At 62.7% G+C, this 16,160-nt stretch carries 14 protein-coding genes; all 14 read right to left on the minus strand.

From position 1 onward, the window contains the following. Positions 1 to 1,237: 1,237 nt before the first annotated feature. Positions 1,238 to 2,710, minus strand: coding sequence for an NAD-dependent succinate-semialdehyde dehydrogenase (locus tag CK222_RS29945; RefSeq protein WP_095802800.1), 1,473 nt, complete (start codon positions 2,708 to 2,710; stop codon positions 1,238 to 1,240). A 188-nt stretch (positions 2,711 to 2,898) separates the two neighbouring features. After that, positions 2,899 to 3,882 carry a beta-ketoacyl-ACP synthase III gene (locus CK222_RS29950; protein WP_095802801.1) on the minus strand — a complete coding sequence of 328 codons (984 nt, stop codon included), beginning with the start codon at positions 3,880 to 3,882 and terminating at the stop codon, positions 2,899 to 2,901. Then, complete coding sequence (locus CK222_RS29955) at positions 3,879 to 5,144, minus strand: adenosylmethionine--8-amino-7-oxononanoate transaminase (RefSeq protein ID WP_095802802.1); 1,266 nt, start codon at positions 5,142 to 5,144, stop codon at positions 3,879 to 3,881. Before CK222_RS29955 ends, CK222_RS29950 begins: the two co-directional genes overlap by 4 nt. After that, positions 5,141 to 5,776: a dethiobiotin synthase gene (gene bioD / locus CK222_RS29960; RefSeq protein WP_095802828.1), complete on the minus strand. Its 636-nt coding sequence runs from the start codon at positions 5,774 to 5,776 to the stop codon at positions 5,141 to 5,143. Before bioD ends, CK222_RS29955 begins: the two co-directional genes overlap by 4 nt. After that, the gene (locus CK222_RS29965; protein WP_095802803.1) at positions 5,773 to 6,915 is read right to left on the minus strand and encodes an 8-amino-7-oxononanoate synthase; all 1,143 of its coding nucleotides are present in this window, start codon (positions 6,913 to 6,915) and stop codon (positions 5,773 to 5,775) included. Before CK222_RS29965 ends, bioD begins: the two co-directional genes overlap by 4 nt. After that, positions 6,912 to 7,910, minus strand: coding sequence for a biotin synthase BioB (gene bioB / locus CK222_RS29970; protein ID WP_095802804.1), 999 nt, complete (start codon positions 7,908 to 7,910; stop codon positions 6,912 to 6,914). The genes CK222_RS29965 and bioB overlap by 4 nt, the downstream gene beginning before the upstream one ends. Before the next feature lie 57 nt (positions 7,911 to 7,967). Then, on the minus strand, positions 7,968 to 8,420 hold the full coding sequence (panD, locus tag CK222_RS29975) for an aspartate 1-decarboxylase (RefSeq protein WP_095802805.1): 453 nt from the start codon (positions 8,418 to 8,420) through the stop codon (positions 7,968 to 7,970). 60 nt (positions 8,421 to 8,480) lie between these two features. Continuing rightward, positions 8,481 to 8,678 carry a hypothetical protein gene (locus CK222_RS29980; RefSeq protein WP_141247161.1) on the minus strand — a complete coding sequence of 66 codons (198 nt, stop codon included), beginning with the start codon at positions 8,676 to 8,678 and terminating at the stop codon, positions 8,481 to 8,483. Positions 8,679 to 8,810: 132 nt separating this feature from the next. Beyond that, a complete protein-coding gene (gene nadC / locus CK222_RS29985) occupies positions 8,811 to 9,692 on the minus strand; it encodes a carboxylating nicotinate-nucleotide diphosphorylase (protein WP_095802807.1) in 882 nt (293 codons plus the stop codon). A gap of 1 nt (position 9,693) precedes the next feature. Then, the gene (locus CK222_RS29990) at positions 9,694 to 11,235 is read right to left on the minus strand and encodes an L-aspartate oxidase (RefSeq protein WP_095802808.1); all 1,542 of its coding nucleotides are present in this window, start codon (positions 11,233 to 11,235) and stop codon (positions 9,694 to 9,696) included. Then, entirely contained in the window at positions 11,232 to 12,206 is a 975-nt protein-coding gene (gene nadA, locus CK222_RS29995) for a quinolinate synthase NadA (RefSeq protein WP_095802809.1), read from the minus strand. Before nadA ends, CK222_RS29990 begins: the two co-directional genes overlap by 4 nt. A gap of 43 nt (positions 12,207 to 12,249) precedes the next feature. Further along, on the minus strand, positions 12,250 to 13,371 hold the full coding sequence (locus CK222_RS30000) for a tyramine oxidase subunit B (protein ID WP_095802810.1): 1,122 nt from the start codon (positions 13,369 to 13,371) through the stop codon (positions 12,250 to 12,252). Between the two features lie 60 nt (positions 13,372 to 13,431). Then, positions 13,432 to 14,706 (minus strand): enolase C-terminal domain-like protein, encoded by a 1,275-nt coding sequence (locus CK222_RS30005; protein ID WP_095802811.1) that lies wholly within the window; start codon positions 14,704 to 14,706, stop codon positions 13,432 to 13,434. Between the two features lie 2 nt (positions 14,707 to 14,708). Continuing rightward, positions 14,709 to 16,118 (minus strand): DUF4147 domain-containing protein, encoded by a 1,410-nt coding sequence (locus CK222_RS30010; RefSeq protein WP_095802812.1) that lies wholly within the window; start codon positions 16,116 to 16,118, stop codon positions 14,709 to 14,711. Positions 16,119 to 16,160: the final 42 nt, after the last annotated feature.

Below are 16,160 nucleotides of genomic sequence, written 5' to 3' on the forward strand. Positions count from 1 at the left end.
AACTTAGACGAGCGACTTTCACGTGTGGGGCCGGGACCGGACGAACTGAGTTCGTTCGGATAGCCTGCCCGAGAGCCGTGCTGCTAGACGCTGCCACACGGCCGGACAAAGGTTGCTGAAACCCGTGCGGAGCATTTGCGCGCTTGCTCGGTTTTCTCACGCCCCCATTGCGGGTAGCGAGGCTGGCACACGCTATAGCGGCGAAGCTCTTGCTCAAGCCAACTCCGAGGCACTGTAACCAAAGGTACTCTTGGGGGAAAATCAGCTAGAGAGGAATACCTGGTCATCCCGCCTTGCAGACTCGAGCCAAGCTCATCGACATCGGCGCCGGCTGCCCTTTGTCGCCTGGTGGTTTCGCGTTGAAATCGATACTGGCGTCGTGGGGAAGTGCTGGAAATGCACGCACCTTTGCGCCTCGCGCGGTCCAACCACCGAGAACCGGTCCTCCCGGCCCCAGAATGCTGGAGTGTCAGTATTCATCAAAGCCTCGCTGCGGCGCCGGAATAAATAGTGTTCGCTCTGGCAAAAGGAATCATGCCGCCCGGTAGGGCGGTATCGCTCACCATAACATCAATGATAGAGGATCAAGCGTTCCCAAGAGAATACCTAAAAGTTTTAGCTGGCGCTAAATCCAATTTATGCCTGGTGCGGCCGGGCAAATTGGAGAGTTGGCAGTCAGAGCAAAATCCGCAGGGGATTGTGCGCTTCCCGAACCCTGCCTCCAGCGTGGTTAGCCGCATCCCAGTCTCGGTCCGGAAACCGGCAGCGCGATGCTTCTAGAGCCTTTAATCGGCACGCTTGGCGGCTTCACGTTGAGGTCCCCCACGAAGAGCAACTGGATCGAGGTGCAAGGCTAAAGCTTCGGCATTACGCAGGTCTATATCACTGCGTTCCCATCTATGCTTTGGGCAGACATGTTCTTGCGCTTGAGGCCACACGCTCTCCGATCCCCGAGCCGCGCCAGAATTTAACCGTTCACGCCAGTCGCGAGAGAAATTTCGAACGGCTTTTTCTGACCTCGCGCCGCGCTGCTGCGGGGGGACAAAAAATTCTCAGATGGAGGGTTCTCAAATGCACAAGTGGACCAGACATCGGCGGCGCGCTCATCCAAGCTGCTCGAAACTCGCCATGAGCTTGGCAGTCGGAGCTTCTGGGGATGCTCGCCATGACATGACGCGCTGAACAGAAGTTCCGGCTTCGCCAGACGGTCTGGTGAGAAGAACAGCTTGTCAGTCACTCAGATGCCGCCCATGCAGAGATATTTCATCTCAAGGTAATCCTCGAGGCCGTGGCGGGAGCCCTCCCGCCCGATGCCGGACTGCTTGACGCCACCGAAGGGCGCTGCTTCCGAGGACATGCGCCCGGTGTTGATGCCCACCATGCCGTATTCCAGGGCCTCCGCTACACGCCAGACACGCTTCAGGTTGGACGCATAGAAATAGGCGGCTAGTCCGTAGATCGTGTCGTTGGCCTCACGCACGACCTGATCCGCATCCTCGAAGCGGATGAGGGGAGCCAATGGCCCGAATGTCTCCTCCTGCGCCACCGTCATTGCGCTGGAGACGTCGGTCAGGACTGTCGGCTGGAAAAAGGTGCCGTCCGCGCCAATCCGGCCCCCGCCGCACCGGATCGCGCCGCCTTTTCCCACGGCATCGGCGATGTGGGATTCGATCTTGGCGAGCGCCTGGCGGTCGATCAGCGGGCCGATAGCGACGCCTGGATCGAAACCGTCGCCAACCTGGAGCTCGCGAACCCGTTCGACGAACTTGTCGACGAATTCGTCATGAACGCTCGATTGGACGTAAAGGCGATTCGCCGAAACGCAAGTCTGGCCGGCATTGCGGAACTTCGCCTGGATCGCCCCGTCCACGGCGGCATCGACGTCGGCGTCGTCGAAGACGATGAAAGGCGCATTGCCGCCGAGCTCGAGGCTGACCTTCTTGATCTGGTCCGAGCACTGGCGCATGAGCAGGCGTCCGACCTCGGTCGATCCGGTAAAACTAATCTTGCGCACTTTGGGATTGTGGCAGAGCTCGCGCCCCACCGCGGCACCCTCCGAAGCATAGATGAGGTTGACAACGCCGTCGGGAAAGCCGGCCTCGGCGGCGAGCGCGAACATCGCGCCTGCGACAAGCGGGGTCTGTTCCGCAGGCTTAAGCACTATGGCGCAGCCCGCGGCAAGCGCCGGCGAGATCTTGCGCGCCACCATCGAAGCCGGGAAATTCCATGGCGTGATCGTGCCGACGACGCCGATCGGCTGCTTGATCACCAGCATGCGGCGATCTGTCGAGGGAGCCGAGATGGTCTCGCCGTAGATGCGATTGGCCTCCTCGGCGTACCATTGCAGATACGCGGCCGCATGCGAGACTTCCGATTTGGCCTCGGCGAGCGGCTTGCCCATTTCCGCCGTAAGGATCGCGGCCAGGTCATCGGTGTGGCTGACGATCAGCTGATGCCATTGCCACAGTATTTCGCTGCGCTCGCGGGCTGTCAGTCCCGCCCATTCAGCCTGCGCGACATAGGCCTTGTCGATCGCCGCGCGGGTCTCCTCCACGCCCATGTCGGGAAGCACCGCCAGCAATTCACCGGTCGACGGATTGAAGACCTCGAACGTGCGTCCACGGACCGGCGTGCCAAGTGCAGGCACACGGTCGATAGCGCCAAACAAGGGGGATTTCAGATGGCGGACCAGCTCCGGATGTAGAGACATGAGGCGATCTCCTCAACTCGGAGGTTGGCTGTGGAGGGGAATGCGGAACCTATCGGCAGCCGCCATTCTTGCTTAGCACTTGGTGCCGGCGCTGATAAACAACCGTCGATCGAGTCCGCGGGAAAATTCGGCGAGCGGCTGGAACGAGTTTGTCGTGGCCGGCGCATACCGTTGGGGAGCTAGACCTGTCAGACACCGACCACCAGAGCCCCGCCTGTCAGGCCAGCACCAGCTGCTGCCAATAGCAGCCTCTCACCCGGCTGAAGCGGGTTGGCGCCATGGGCAATCGACAGCGACAAAGGAATGGTTGCGGCCGACGAGTTCCCGTAGTCGGCGATGGTTTTGACGATGCGGCCATCCTCAATGCCAAGCGACTTGCCGACAGCGTTGAAGATGCGGGCATTTGCTTGATGCGGCGCGAACCGGGCGACGTCCGTTGTCGAAAGGCCGGCCGCTGCCAGCGCCTCGACGGAACAGCGGCTCATCATCTCCACGGCCTTGACGAAGACCTCGCGGCCGTCAGCGATGGTCATCCGGGTTTCGGCAATGTCGATGTCTTCCGCGAAGGGACGGTTGCTGCCGCCGGCCGCGATATGGATCAGGCCATAAGCGGACCCATCCGAGGCAACCGAGGCACCGAGTATGCCGTGGCTGGGATCATTTGACGGGGCCAGCACCACCGCACCTGCGGCATCGGCGAACAATACGGCGCTCGCCCGCTCGGTCGGATTGATCCGGCGGCTCAAAATGTTGGCGGCGATGACGATGGCTGGCTTGTTGTGCAGGCGCACGAAGCCGTCGGCGAAGGTCATGGCGTAGATGAACCCGGCGCAGGCGCCCGCCAGGTCAACCCCACCGGCCTTTTCGAGGCCGAGCCTGTGCGCCACCAGTGGTGCGCTCGGTGGTAGCAGATGGTCCGGCGTAGAGGTGGCGAGCAGCAGCAGGCCGATATCCTTGCGGTCGATGCCGGCCGCTTGCAGCGCCATGTCACCGGCCTTGGCCGCCAGTCCGGAAAGCGTGTCGTCGGGCTCTGCCCAGAAACGCGTGCGGATGCCGGTGCGCCCTTCGATCCAGCCTGCTTCCAGCCCGAGGCTTGTTTCGATCTCGGCATTGCCGACTTTTCGGGCCGGGACGTGATGGCCAAGGCCTATGATGCGCGCTGTGCGGTTCATCTTTTGTCGCCCGCAAGTCCGGCCGCCTCGTCTATTGCCGCATAGAGCCTGTCGAGTTCGCCCGACGTCACGCAATAGGGCGGCAGCACGTAGATGACGTTGCCGAGCGGTCGCACCAGCAATCCGCGATCGAGGAAAAAGGCGCGCAGCCTCGGGCCGACCTCGGCCAGATAGCCGGCATTGCCGACGCTGAGGTCAAGCGCGGCGATGGTGCCGGCCGTGCGCACATTCTCGAAGCGCGGATCCCCGTTGAACCGTGCAACCTTCTCCGCCTGCATCCGCGACAGCGCGGCCACGCGCTCCGCCACCGGCTCGTCGTTCCAGATACCAACATTCGCCAGTGCTGCCGCGCAGGCGATCGGGTTTGCAGTGTAGGAACTCGAATGGAAGAAGGTCTTGGACCGATCCGTCGAATAATGCGCTTGGAAGATCGCGTCGGTGGCAAGCGTCGCCGCAAGCGGTAACGATCCACCCGTCAGTCCCTTGGATGTGCACAGAATATCGGGCGCGACCGCCGCCTGTTCGCAGGCGAACATGGTGCCTGTGCGGCCCCAGCCGGTCATGACTTCATCGGCGATGAAAAGCGTCCCCGAGCGCTCGGCAATGCGCTTGAGTTCGGCGAAAACTGAGGCCGGATACATCAGCATGCCACCGGCGCCAAGCACCAGCGGCTCGACGATCAGCGCGGCAACCTCGCCGTCACGCGAAAGCCGTTCGAAGGCATCGAGCGTCTGCTGCTCTTGGCCGGCGGCAGGGAAGGGGATGGTATCGACCTGAAACAACAGCGGTTCGTAAGCGGCGTTGAAGACGCCGCGCGCGCCGACGCTCATCGTGCCGATGGTGGCGCCGTGATAGCTGTGCTCGATGACGACGATGCGCGAGCGCGCCGCGCCGGAGTTGCGGTGAAAGCCGAGAGCCATCTTCAGCGCCACTTCGACGCTGGTCGAGCCACTATCGGAATAGAAGACCCAGTCGAGGCCCGCCGGCGTGATGTCGACCAGCGCCGAAGCCAATCGCTCGGCCGGCTCATGGCTGAGGCCGGCAAAGATCACCTGGTCGACAGTTTCGGTCGCCTCGCGGATCGCCTCCACGATCTTCGGGTGGCGGTGGCCGTGGGTGATGACCCACCAGGAGGAGATCGCGTCGAGTATGCGCTTGCCGTCGCGCGTCTCGACATAGGCGCCTTCGGTACGCACGATCGTCGGCGGCACCGGCTCGGTGGCGTGTTGGGTGAAGGGATGCCAGACGGCGGAGCGGCTCATACCCGGATCTCTATGAAGTCGGCGGCATTAAACGAAGCCGTCATGGCCGCGGAAAGTGTTCCAGGTGTCAGCGACTGAAGAAAGGGGAGGCGACCCAGCACGCGCACCTTGCCCATCTGGGCGATCGTTTTTTGCGTATCGACCATCCTGTCGCCGATGAACACCACGCCGAGCAGCGGTATCGAGCGGGCGCGCAGAGCCTCGATCGAGAGCAGCGTGTGGTTGATGGTGCCGAGCGCGGTGCGGGCGCAAAGCACCACCGGCGCGTTCCACTGTGCGAAGACGTCGATGTAGAGTCTGCACCTGTTCAACGGCACCATCAGTCCGCCGGCGCCCTCCACGACGAGCGGACGGTCCGTCTTGGGCAGTGCGAGTTGATCTGCATCGATCTCCACCCCGTCCAACTCCGCGGCGCGGTGTGGGGACAACGGCTCTCTAAGGCGCCAGGCTTCCGGCAAGACCCGATCAGGCAGTCCGGCGAGGAGAGAGACAACCTCGCTGTCGGTCTCTTCGCGGTTACCCGCCTGCACCGGTTTCCAGTAGATGCCATCGAGAAGCGCCGTAAGGCCCGCTGCGAACACCGTCTTGCCGATGCCGGTGTCGGTTCCCGTCACAACGACTTGCACCGTCATCGGGCGCTCTCCCATTCTGCAGCCAAAGCATCAAACAGTGCCGAGACGTCGGCTTCGCCGACATTCAGCGTCAGCGAGACGCGCAGCCTTGCCGTGTTTTCGGGCACGGTTGGCGGGCGGATGCCGCGCACGTCGAAGCCACGCGACTGCAGGGCCGCTGCCAGCGCCATGGCGCGGGCATTGTCGCCGACGATGATCGGCAGGATCTGCGTACCGCTCGGAGCCAGGCCAAGGGTCTCGGCCCTCTTGGAGGCAAGCGCGACCAGCCGCGCCAGACGCTCGCGCCGCTCCGGCTCGTCGGCGACGATGTCGAGCGCCGTTGCCGCCGCCACCGCCATCAGTGGCGAAGGCGCGGTGGCGTAGATGAAGGGCCGGCAGCGGTTGACGAGATAGTCGCACAACACCGCACGCGCGGTGACCAGCGCGCCGGAGGCGCCCAGCGCCTTGCCGCAGGTGTGCAGCACCACGACATTGTCGCGGCCTTCGAGGTGGTGCGCCAGACCGCACCCGTCCGGACCATAGACGCCGGTGGCATGCGCTTCGTCGACGAACAGGAATGCGTCGTGGCGGTCCGCGATTTCGGTGAGTTCACTGAGCGGAGCGCGGTCGCCGTCCATGCTGTAGAGGCTTTCGACCACGATCCAGGCGTGGCCGGCGCCGCCTTTCGCGCGCCAGCTCCGGATCGAATCGTCCACGGCGTCCGCATCGTTGTGCGCGGCTTGCGTCACTTCGGCGCGGCCGGCTCGGGCCCCCTCATGCGCGCTGGCATGGATGAGTTCGTCCAGCACGATCAGATCGCCCTTCTGGGGCAAGGTCGTCAGCACCGCGAAATTCGCGACATAGCCGCCGCCGAAGAACAGTGCCCGCTCGGCGCCGAAAAAGTCGGCCGCCTTGGCCTCGAGCGCCTCGTGTTCGTGGTCGTTGCCGCGCAGCAGCCGCGAGCCGGCCGCTCCGACAGGAGTGCCGGCGGCGAGCGCCGCCGCGAGGGCCTCTGCCATACGCTTCGAGCGAGCGAGGCCGAGATAGTCGTTGGAGGCGAAGTCAAGACCCGAGCGGCTGCTCAACCTGCGCAACCGGTCCTTGCGAGCAAGACCATTTAAGGTCGCCCTGTAGCGGTCGAGGAAGCCACTGCCGTTCACAAGACCTCACGCGCAAATGGCTTGATGCCCAGCCGGCGAAACAGCGCGCTGTCCTTGTCCTCACCGGGATTGTCGGCGGTCAGCAAGGTGTCGCCGACGAAGATCGAGTTGGCGCCGGCGAAGAAGCACAGCGCCTGCATCTCGTCGCTCATCGCCGTGCGGCCGGCCGACAGCCGCACATGCGATTTCGGCATCATGATGCGGGCGAGCGCGATGGTGCGCACAAATTCGATCGGCTCGATCGGTTCGGCGTCGCCGAGCGGCGTGCCTTCGATCGGGATCAGCATGTTGATCGGCACGCTATCAGGCGGCTCCGGCAGGTTGGCGAGCGTCACCAGCATGTCGATGCGGTCGGCCTTCTCTTCGCCCATGCCGACGATGCCGCCGCAGCAGACCTTCATGCCGCTGTCGCGGACATTGGCCAGGGTGTCCAGCCGCTCGGCGAAGGTCCGGGTCGAGATGACCTCTGTGTAGTAGCGCTCGGAGGTGTCGATGTTGTGGTTGTAGTAGTCGAGGCCGGCCTGCTTCAGCTGCTGGGCCTGGCCGAGGTCGAGCATGCCGAGCGTCATGCATGTCTCCATGCCGAGCGCCTTCACGCCCTCGACCATGGCGACCACGGCCTCCATGTCGCGCTCCTTGGGACTGCGCCAGGCGGCGCCCATGCAATAGCGCGTGGCGCCGGCATCGCGGGCCTTCGTCGCCTCGGCGATTACGCGCTCGACCTCCATCAGCTTCGAGGCCTTGAGCCCGGACTGGTGATGCGAGGACTGGCTGCAATAGCCGCAATCCTCGGGGCAGCCGCCGGTCTTGATCGAAAGCAGGCGCGACAGCTGCACCCGGTTGGGATCGAAACTCTCGCGGTGGGTCGTCTGGGCGCGCAATAGCAGGTCGTTGAAAGGCCGGTCGTAGACTGCCTGGGCTTCCGCCCGCGTCCAGGGCGGATGGGCCCAACCGAGAGGGTCCGATGTCAGGTCCGAGCCAAGTTCCGCGTTCATTCCACCTCCATCAGCAAAAACGTGGGTATCAGCCAAGAAAACGGACCTCGGAGCCCGTCACGATCTGCCCACCAGCGCCGGCACGGGCAGGGGAGTGCGAGCTTCGTCGAGGATGGAGAAGCTGTAGCCTCCGCCCGCATCGCGCTCGACCGAATAGGTCAGGCGGTCGACGATCCGATTATCCTTGTCGAAGGTCAGCACACGCGGTTTCAGCGCGGTGAACTCCGCCTGGTCCACATAGACCGAGTTGCAGATGATGACCTGGTCGCCTGGCTGGCAGGTGCGGGCCGCGGCGCCGTTGAGAACGCAGCAGCGCGAGTCGCGTTCGCCGAGGATGACATAGGTCGAAATCCGCGCGCCCGAATTCTTGTTCCAGATATCGACGAATTCCATCGGCAGGATGCCTGCCTGTTCGCAATGGGCGGGATCGAGCCTGATCGAACCGTGATAGTCGAGATTGGCCTCGGTGACATGGATGCCGTGCAGCTTGCCGGCAACGATTTTGCGCATCCCTTCCTCCAATACGACTTTCGATCCTGCCCACCCGCCCGAGGTCCCTGGTGTCGGACGCTAGCCCGTGGTTTCTTGGCCGTGAGCGGATAAACGCTCCCTTCTGATCGCGTCGCATGACTCATTGAAAGCGACGTCCAAAAGGTAGCCGATAAGTTCCAGCTCCTGCGAGGCAGCCAGCTGGCGCAGTTCATCGAGCCGGCAGACGATTACGCCGAGCGCTTCGCCGCGGGTTGTTGTTTGGTCATTGTCCGTCATCACTCCCCCTTTGCCAGTCAAAGCCATCGCATGGCAACGCAGTTGCGCCGATGTTTGGGGCGGCGACCTAAGTCGCGGTAGCCAGATCACGACTTGGCCTGTCGCCGCAAAATTCTCTCCGCGGTTTTGCCCTCAGTTCAAGCGCCGACTGCAATTGCCATCGAGCGGCACGTCCAGCCCAATGTCGAGGATCGGGGCGCTGTGGGTGAGCCAACCGACGGAGATAAGGTCCACGCCGGTCGCCGCAATTGCCGGGGCGCTCGCCCGCGTGATCCGGCCCGAGGCCTCGGTGATCGCGCGGCCACCGACCATCGCCACAGCCTGGGCAAGGTCCTCGAGCGACATGTTGTCGAGAAGTACGGCGTCGACGCTCGCCTGCAGCGCCATCTCCAACTGGTCGAGCGTGTCGACCTCGACCTCGATCTTGACCATGTGACCTATGGCGCCACGCGCCCTCTCGATCGCGGTGCGGATGTCACCGGCAATGGCGATGTGATTGTCCTTGATGAGCACGGCATCGTCGAGCGCGAAGCGGTGGTTGGCGCCGCCGCCGGCGCGCACGGCATATTTTTCCAGGACACGCAGGCCGGGCGTGGTCTTTCTTGTGCAAACGATCTTTGCGTTATAGCCCCGCACCGCGTTGACCAGCGAGGCTGTCGCCGTTGCGATGCCGCTCAGCTTGCATAGAAAATTGAGCGCCGTCCGTTCCGCCGTCAGCAGGCTGCGCGCTGGCCCGCTTACGACCGCGATAGTCTCCCCGGCCGAAACCTTGCCGCCCTCGGGACAGTGCAACTGCATGCTGATCCCAGGATCGACCAGCAGAAAGGCAAACATCACCAGATCAAGCCCGGCGACAACGCCGGCCTGCCGGGCATTCAACGCGAGCGTCGCCTTGCAATCGGCGGGGATAATGGCATCGCTGGTGATGTCGCCGGCTCTGCCCAAATCTTCCAGCAGGGCACCGCGCACGATCGGCTCCATGATGATCTGGGGGAGCGGTGCAAGTAAACTCATATCAGCAACTCCGTTCGGATCTCTGCCAACTGAGCGCAACGGCATTCTCAAAGGCAGTGCAGAGCGTCAGTCGCGAAGGCAGGGCAGCGGCAGCGTCGCGACAAGGAAAATCGGATCGGTAGTGCGAACCGCGGCTCTCCTCGCGCTTCAAGGCTGCGATCGCCATCAACAGCGCAACCAGCGCCGGCTCCGCGGCCGCCGTGTCCCCGACGGCGATCGGCAGCAGGTTCGCGACCGCTGCGCTCAGTGCCTTTCCGTTGCGGACAATACCGAGCGCATTGGAGACCTCTTGTCGTATGGATGAAGGATCGGGTCGCACAGCCACCATCGCGGGCATCCTGGGCCACTGCCAGCCTGCGGAAGTCCCCGCGATACACCCTCCTACCCAGGCGGCTGTCGCAACCAGTTCGGCCAACGAGTTGCTGGCCAGCCGGTTTGCCCCGTGCAGTCCCGTACGAGCCACTTCGCCGCACGCCCAAAGGCCCGAGACGGAACTGCGCCCTTCGGCGTCCACGGCCACGCCGCCCATGTGGTAGTGCGCTGCCGGACGCACGGGGATAGGCATGGCGGCCGGATCAATGCCGGCCTGCTTGCAAGCGGCGTCGATCGCCGGGAAGCGTTTTGCGAATTTCTGCCCGAGGCAGCGCCGGGCATCGAGATAGACTCGATGCCCGGCGGCGAGCTGATGGGCGATCGCCCGTGCGACCACGTCGCGCGATGCGAGCTCGGCACCAGGCGTGTCGCTCAAGAAGCGGCGACCATGTTCATCGACCAGCAAAGCGCCTTCGCCGCGCACTGCTTCGCTGATCAGTGGCATCGGCCGGCGCGGACAGTCGAGCGCGGTCGCATGGAACTGCACGAATTCCAGATCAGAGAGTTCCGCGCCGGCGCAAGCGGCGAGCGCCAGGCCGTGGCCGAAAGAGGCAAGCGGATTGGTAGTGTCGCAGAAGAGGCCGCCGATACCGCCGGTCGCCAGCACTACACGACGGGTGGGCAATGCGAAAACGCCACTGTGAAGGACGGCCAACAAGCCCACAATGCCGCCCTCTGCAACGACCAGGCGAAGGGCTGTCGCGCCTTCCATGATTGTGATCGAACGGGTTCGCCGCGCCACGGCGAGCAGTGCATGGAACAACTCATGACCTGTGGCGTCCGCGACGTGGACGATCCGTCGCCTTGAATGGGCTGCCTCCAGGCCGAGCCGCAGTTGTCCGTCTAGAGCGCGGTCGAAGGGAACACCAAGACGAATGAGGTTCTCGACAGCTACAGGCGCGGCCTCGACCACTCGCCTGGCCATTTGTTCGTCGCAAAGCCCATCACCCGCGGCAAGCGTATCGGCGAGGTGCAGATCGGGGCTGTCGTCCTCGCCCAGGCTCGCTGCGAGGCCGCCCTGAGCGAGGGTGCTCGAGGTATCCGTCCCAAGCGGGGCTCTGGAAAAGAGCACGACTGGTTGCGGCGCCAGATGCAGCGCCGTCATCAGGCCGGCAAGGCCAGCGCCGATGATGACCGGCGCCCCGCCGATGTCATGGATGTATGCCGTCATACGAAGAGCATGCGTTCGACGGCCCAGCGGGCCCGCTCGGCGATACGCGGATCAATGGTGACGATGTGGCGGTTCTGCTCGAGCGCTGCGCGTATGTTGGCGAGTGTGATGCGCTTCATGTGCGGGCAGAGATTGCAGGGGCGCACGAAGTCGACTTCGGGATGCTCGACGGCGACGTTGTCGCTCATCGAGCATTCGGTCATCAGCACGACGCGTGCCGGTTTGTGCCGTCCGACATAGTCGGACATTGCCGCCGTCGAGCCTGCGAAATCGGCTTCGGCGACCACCTCCGGCGGGCACTCGGGGTGGGCGAGCACCGTGACGCCGGGATGCGCTTCGCGCAACTCGCGTATATCGACGGGGCTGAAGCGCTCATGCACCTCGCAGCGTCCTTTCCAGGCGATGATCTCGACCTTGGTCTGCGCCGCGATGTTTTTTGCCAGATATTCGTCGGGCAGCATGATGACGCGTGGCGCGTTGAGCGACTTCACCACCGCAAGCGCATTTCCCGAGGTGCAGCAAATGTCGGACTCGGCCTTCACCGCCGCAGAGGTGTTGACGTAGGTGACGACTGGAGCGGAAGGATAGCGCTGCCGCATTAGCCGCACGTCCTCCGCGGTGATCGAGTCGGCCAGCGAACAGCCCGCGGCAAGGTCTGGAATGAGCACCGTCTTGCCGGGATTGAGGAGCTTTGCGGTCTCAGCCATGAAATGCACGCCGGCGACGACGATTACGTCTGCGTCGACCGTCATTGCCTTGCGGGCAAGCGCCAGACTGTCGCCGACGATGTCGGCAACACAGTGGAAGATCTCTGGCGTCTGATAATTGTGCGCGAGGATGACGGCATTGCGCTCACGCTTCAGCGCCAGGATGGCATCAATGTCAGCGGCAAAAGCCGGCCATTCCACCAGCGGGATCACTCGTCGGACGCGTTCATAGAGAGACGCGGCCGTGGGTAATGCGCCAATCATTTGCGCCTCCGCTTATAGTCAGACTGGAAATAAATGCGATAAGCTAAGCTTGGCTTGGCCGTTCCCAAAGGTTTAGGACTTGGCCGATTCCTTTGCTCTTAGCGTTTTGAAGAACTTCGAAACCCCAGCTGATGTCGAAGACAGCCATGCCGCAGGCGATGAAGATCACGCGCTCTTTCCCGTCCTCTCTGCCGGGTTTCTCGCCGTTGACGACGTCGCCCAAGCCCGTTGAATCCTTGAGGGCCGGCAGCTTGCCAGCATCGATCAGACGAAAGAAGGGCCCACCGATAACACTGCTATAGTAGGCTTCCTTGTTTCCGGAGGCGATCGCATCCTCGACATACGCCTCCTGCAAGGCCGTGTGGTCGTAGACGATCTTGGCGTCAGTCAGGAACGACGCGTCCGTGTTAAATGGGCCGGACACCAAGATGGTCGCGCCAGGCTTGATCCATTCGTCCTTGAAGTGGAGCGGTTTGAGTCGTGAAGCGGCGATGGTGATTACGTCAACATCGCGGAACCCGGCCTCTGTGTCGTCTACGCCGATGGCTTCGACGCCATAGTCCTTATGTACCCAGCTTGCGAATTCCTTGGCTTTTTCGAGAAAGAGGTCGAAGCAGACCACCTTTTGAACGGCGCTCAGTTGGGTCATGATTGCGGTAAAACACGCCTTGTTGATCGGGCCGCAGCCGACGACCGAGACGATCCGTGCTTCCTTGTTGGCTAGGTGCCTGGCCGCGACGCCTGGCACTCCGCCAGTGCGCGCGGCGCTCAAAAGATTCGCCGACATCAGCGCGAGCGGCGCGCCGGTGTCTTTGTCGTTGAGCATCATGGTCAAGATGGAACGTGGCAGCCCCTTTTCAGCATTGGCATGGTTCGAGCCGTACCATTTGTTGCCGCAGACGTCGAAACGTCCACCGAGGTAACCAGGCATGGCCGCGAAACGACGGTCAGGACCGGCCACGGGCATGTTCGGGAACTTCGTTTCCTTCGGAAAGACTATGTTCAGGCCATGATTGTTGTGGTTGGCGCCGCCCATCAAATAGTCGCCCCTGCCGAGGAGGCTGAAAGTTTCCTCGCACACCTCAACGCAGCGCTGTGCGTCGAGAACGCCGGCGGCAATCATGTCCGGCTCGGAAAGGTAGAGAAAATCGACCCTGGGATACATGGAGGCAACCTCTTCTATGGTTGAATGAACATTTGAGTCCCCGCCCTCTCGCGGGCCGCGTCAGAAGCGGAGAAGGGGCTTGATGTCAAAGAGCCGGCAGCCAGGGCTTGCCGCGTTGGCGCGCATGAGGAAGTTCAGCTTTTCAATGCGCTCTCCCGAACGCGGCGCGCCATTCTTTTGGAACGGCACTTCGAGACCGACGGAGAAATCCATCACCACGTCATCGACGACGCCGCCGGAACGGCCCGACGGCACCGAGATCATGCCGTGTTGGCTGGCAAACCGATGCGCATCTATGGCCTCGGAGATCGTGCCGACCTGATTGGGCTTCAGGATGAAGCCGTCAACGGCATGGGTTTCATAGGCGCGTTTGAGTAGGGCAGGGTTGGTGACGATGAGATCGTCACCGAGAACGATCGTGCGGGTGAGTTCCTTGGTCGCCTTGCTGTAGCCGTCCCAATCGTTCTCATCGAGCAGGTCCTCGACGAAGACGAGATCGAACTTGTCGGTGAGCCCTTTGGCATATGCGATCAGTTCGTCGGCGGAGACATGGTTGCCTTTCAGCAGATAGGTTCCGGCGTCGCGGTCGTACATTTCGCTGGAGGCGCAATCGAGTGCGAAGGCAACGCGGCCTGTATAGCCGCAGGCGTCGATGGCTTGCTGCATCAGTGACAGGATCACTTCCGGGTCGTCCGAAGGGGCCGCGTAGCCATAGGAGCTCGCGATTTGCGGCTTGCAACCGAGATGTTTCGTCAGGACCTCGGCGAGTTGCTGGAACACCGCGACCGCCATCTCGACGGCCAGGTCTACGCTGTCGGTGCCATAGGGCACGATCAGGAATTCGTTGAAGGCCTGTGTCAATGTCTCGTAGCGGCCACCGTTGACGACGTTGAAACAGGGCACCGGTACGGTGCGAATTTCTCTGCCCGCAATGTACTTGTAAAGCGGGATCCGGCGTGCGTCGGCAGCCGCACGGAAGGCGGCGATTGAGGTTGAATAGATCGTGTTGCCGCCGAGATTGTGCTTGTCCGGCGTGCCGTCGAGTTCGATCATCCTGTGATCAATGGCGCGCTGGTCGAACACGTTCATGCCGATCAGCGCCGGGCCAATGACGTTCACTGCTTTGTCGACGGCCTTGTGGACGCCGAGCCCCTTGTAGCTCGCCGAATTTCCATCGCGCAGGACGAAGGCCTCATGCATCCCGACCGACGTTCCGGTGGGAGCTGCGCCCCTGCCGATTGCGCCGCTTTCGGTGCGGATTTCAACCTCTACGGCGGGCCGGCACTTGCAGTCGATGATCTGCTGGGCCCGGACGGATGCAATCCTGTCCTCCATGGCTACCGAGACTCCTCAATTGCCGGGACGTAGAGGATGTTGAGGTCACAGAGATTGGTGCCGGTGTTCCCGGTGAAGACCGTGGAGCCGATGGCAGCGAGCGCCTCGAAGCAGCTGTGTTCGCGCAGCGCTTGATAAAAGCTGATGCCCTTGTCGGTGGCAGCCTTCAGGCTGCTGGAATCGGTGATACCGCCTGCGACTTTGGCTGTGCCGTCCGTACCCTCGCTGTCGATTGAAAGCAGACACGCGCCCTTGGTCTTGGCAGCCGTGATGGCGAAGCTCACAGCCATTTCCTGGCCTGGCCCGCCGTGGCCTTTGATCAGACTGTTGTCGGTTATCTGCGTGGTGACCTCCCCGGAACTCAAAAGCACGCAGGGCGGCTTGACGGGATTGCCGTAGGTTTGCATTTCCCGCGCCATCGAGGCGAAGAAGGTGCCTGCGTCTCGGCTTTCGCCTTCCAGGAACGAGCTGACGATGATGGCGGGAATGCCAATCTCCTCGCAGACTTGCTTCGCATAGATGCAGGAGTCCGGCAGCGTATTGATCAGAAAATAGGTGTTGTCGGGAAAAGCCTTCGGCGTTTCCTTGTCCGGCCCTGCGTTCATCAGGTAGTCCACGACGCTCTTCGGCAGGCGGTCGACGACATCGAAATTGACCATAGTGGCGCGCGCGTCGTCGAGTGTCGTAGCATCTGGCCCGATCGGCGTGCTCTTGTAGGCGGCGTAAGGCACTGCGATGTCGCCCGTTGCCGGCGAACCGACCGCATCGCTGATGCCGAAGCCGATCAGTTCGGCCCCGACCTGCTGAATGCGCTTTGCCAGCATTCCCCCGTTCAGTGCCGAGATGTGGCGTCGCACCGCATTGATTTCGTAGATGCCTGCGCCCGACTTCAAAAGCACGTCGGTCGCCTCGATCTCGTCCTGCAGGGAAATGCCCTCGATCGGGCAGGACATAAGGGCGGAGCTCCCACCGCTTATGACGACGATGAAGAGATCGTCCGGCCCGGCGTGGTCGACAACTTCGATAATCTTCTTGGAGGCGCGCAATCCCTCTTCGTTCGGCAACGGGTGCCCGCCGATATGCACTTCCGTCTTGTTGAAATGGTCTGTCTCTTCGCTGATCTTGACGATCGCAATGCCGCGCGTCAGGCGTTCGCCGAGCACGTGATCCACCGCCATCGCCATGTGATTGCAAGCTTTGCCGGCGCCAAAAAGGTAGATGTTGCGTTTTGCCGAAAGGTCCCAGGAGCGTGTGCCGATGTGCAGCACGTCGCCTTCCACCCGCATGATGCTGCGGATCCGCCTGTAGCTGTCCAGCTTGTCAAGCGTGCGGTCGGCGATCTCGAGCACGAGTTTCCTCGAAGCGACATCACCCTGCGCGACGATATGCTCGGCGTTTCTTATCTTCTTCATCTGGGCACTCGGGACGACTTAGGGGCAACGATTGAGGCCCGC

This window comes from Mesorhizobium sp. WSM3866 (assembly GCF_002294795.1).
Classification (GTDB): Bacteria; Pseudomonadota; Alphaproteobacteria; order Rhizobiales; family Rhizobiaceae; genus Mesorhizobium.

What these genes read in the sequence shown, in the direction of transcription:
- CK222_RS29945 (WP_095802800.1), bottom strand. Translation starts at nt 2,710, where the DNA reads ATGTCTCTACATCCGGAGCTGGTCCGCCATCTGAAATCCCCCTTGTTT.
- CK222_RS29950 (WP_095802801.1), bottom strand. Translation starts at nt 3,882, where the DNA reads ATGAACCGCACAGCGCGCATCATAGGCCTTGGCCATCACGTCCCGGCC.
- CK222_RS29955 (WP_095802802.1), bottom strand. Translation starts at nt 5,144, where the DNA reads ATGAGCCGCTCCGCCGTCTGGCATCCCTTCACCCAACACGCCACCGAG.
- bioD (WP_095802828.1), bottom strand. Translation starts at nt 5,776, where the DNA reads ATGACGGTGCAAGTCGTTGTGACGGGAACCGACACCGGCATCGGCAAG.
- bioB (WP_095802804.1), bottom strand. Translation starts at nt 7,910, where the DNA reads ATGAACGCGGAACTTGGCTCGGACCTGACATCGGACCCTCTCGGTTGG.
- panD (WP_095802805.1), bottom strand. Translation starts at nt 8,420, where the DNA reads ATGCGCAAAATCGTTGCCGGCAAGCTGCACGGCATCCATGTCACCGAG.
- CK222_RS29980 (WP_141247161.1), bottom strand. Translation starts at nt 8,678, where the DNA reads ATGACGGACAATGACCAAACAACAACCCGCGGCGAAGCGCTCGGCGTA.
- nadC (WP_095802807.1), bottom strand. Translation starts at nt 9,692, where the DNA reads ATGAGTTTACTTGCACCGCTCCCCCAGATCATCATGGAGCCGATCGTG.
- CK222_RS29990 (WP_095802808.1), bottom strand. Translation starts at nt 11,235, where the DNA reads ATGACGGCATACATCCATGACATCGGCGGGGCGCCGGTCATCATCGGC.
- nadA (WP_095802809.1), bottom strand. Translation starts at nt 12,206, where the DNA reads ATGATTGGCGCATTACCCACGGCCGCGTCTCTCTATGAACGCGTCCGA.
- CK222_RS30000 (WP_095802810.1), bottom strand. Translation starts at nt 13,371, where the DNA reads ATGTATCCCAGGGTCGATTTTCTCTACCTTTCCGAGCCGGACATGATT.
- CK222_RS30005 (WP_095802811.1), bottom strand. Translation starts at nt 14,706, where the DNA reads ATGGAGGACAGGATTGCATCCGTCCGGGCCCAGCAGATCATCGACTGC.
- CK222_RS30010 (WP_095802812.1), bottom strand. Translation starts at nt 16,118, where the DNA reads ATGAAGAAGATAAGAAACGCCGAGCATATCGTCGCGCAGGGTGATGTC.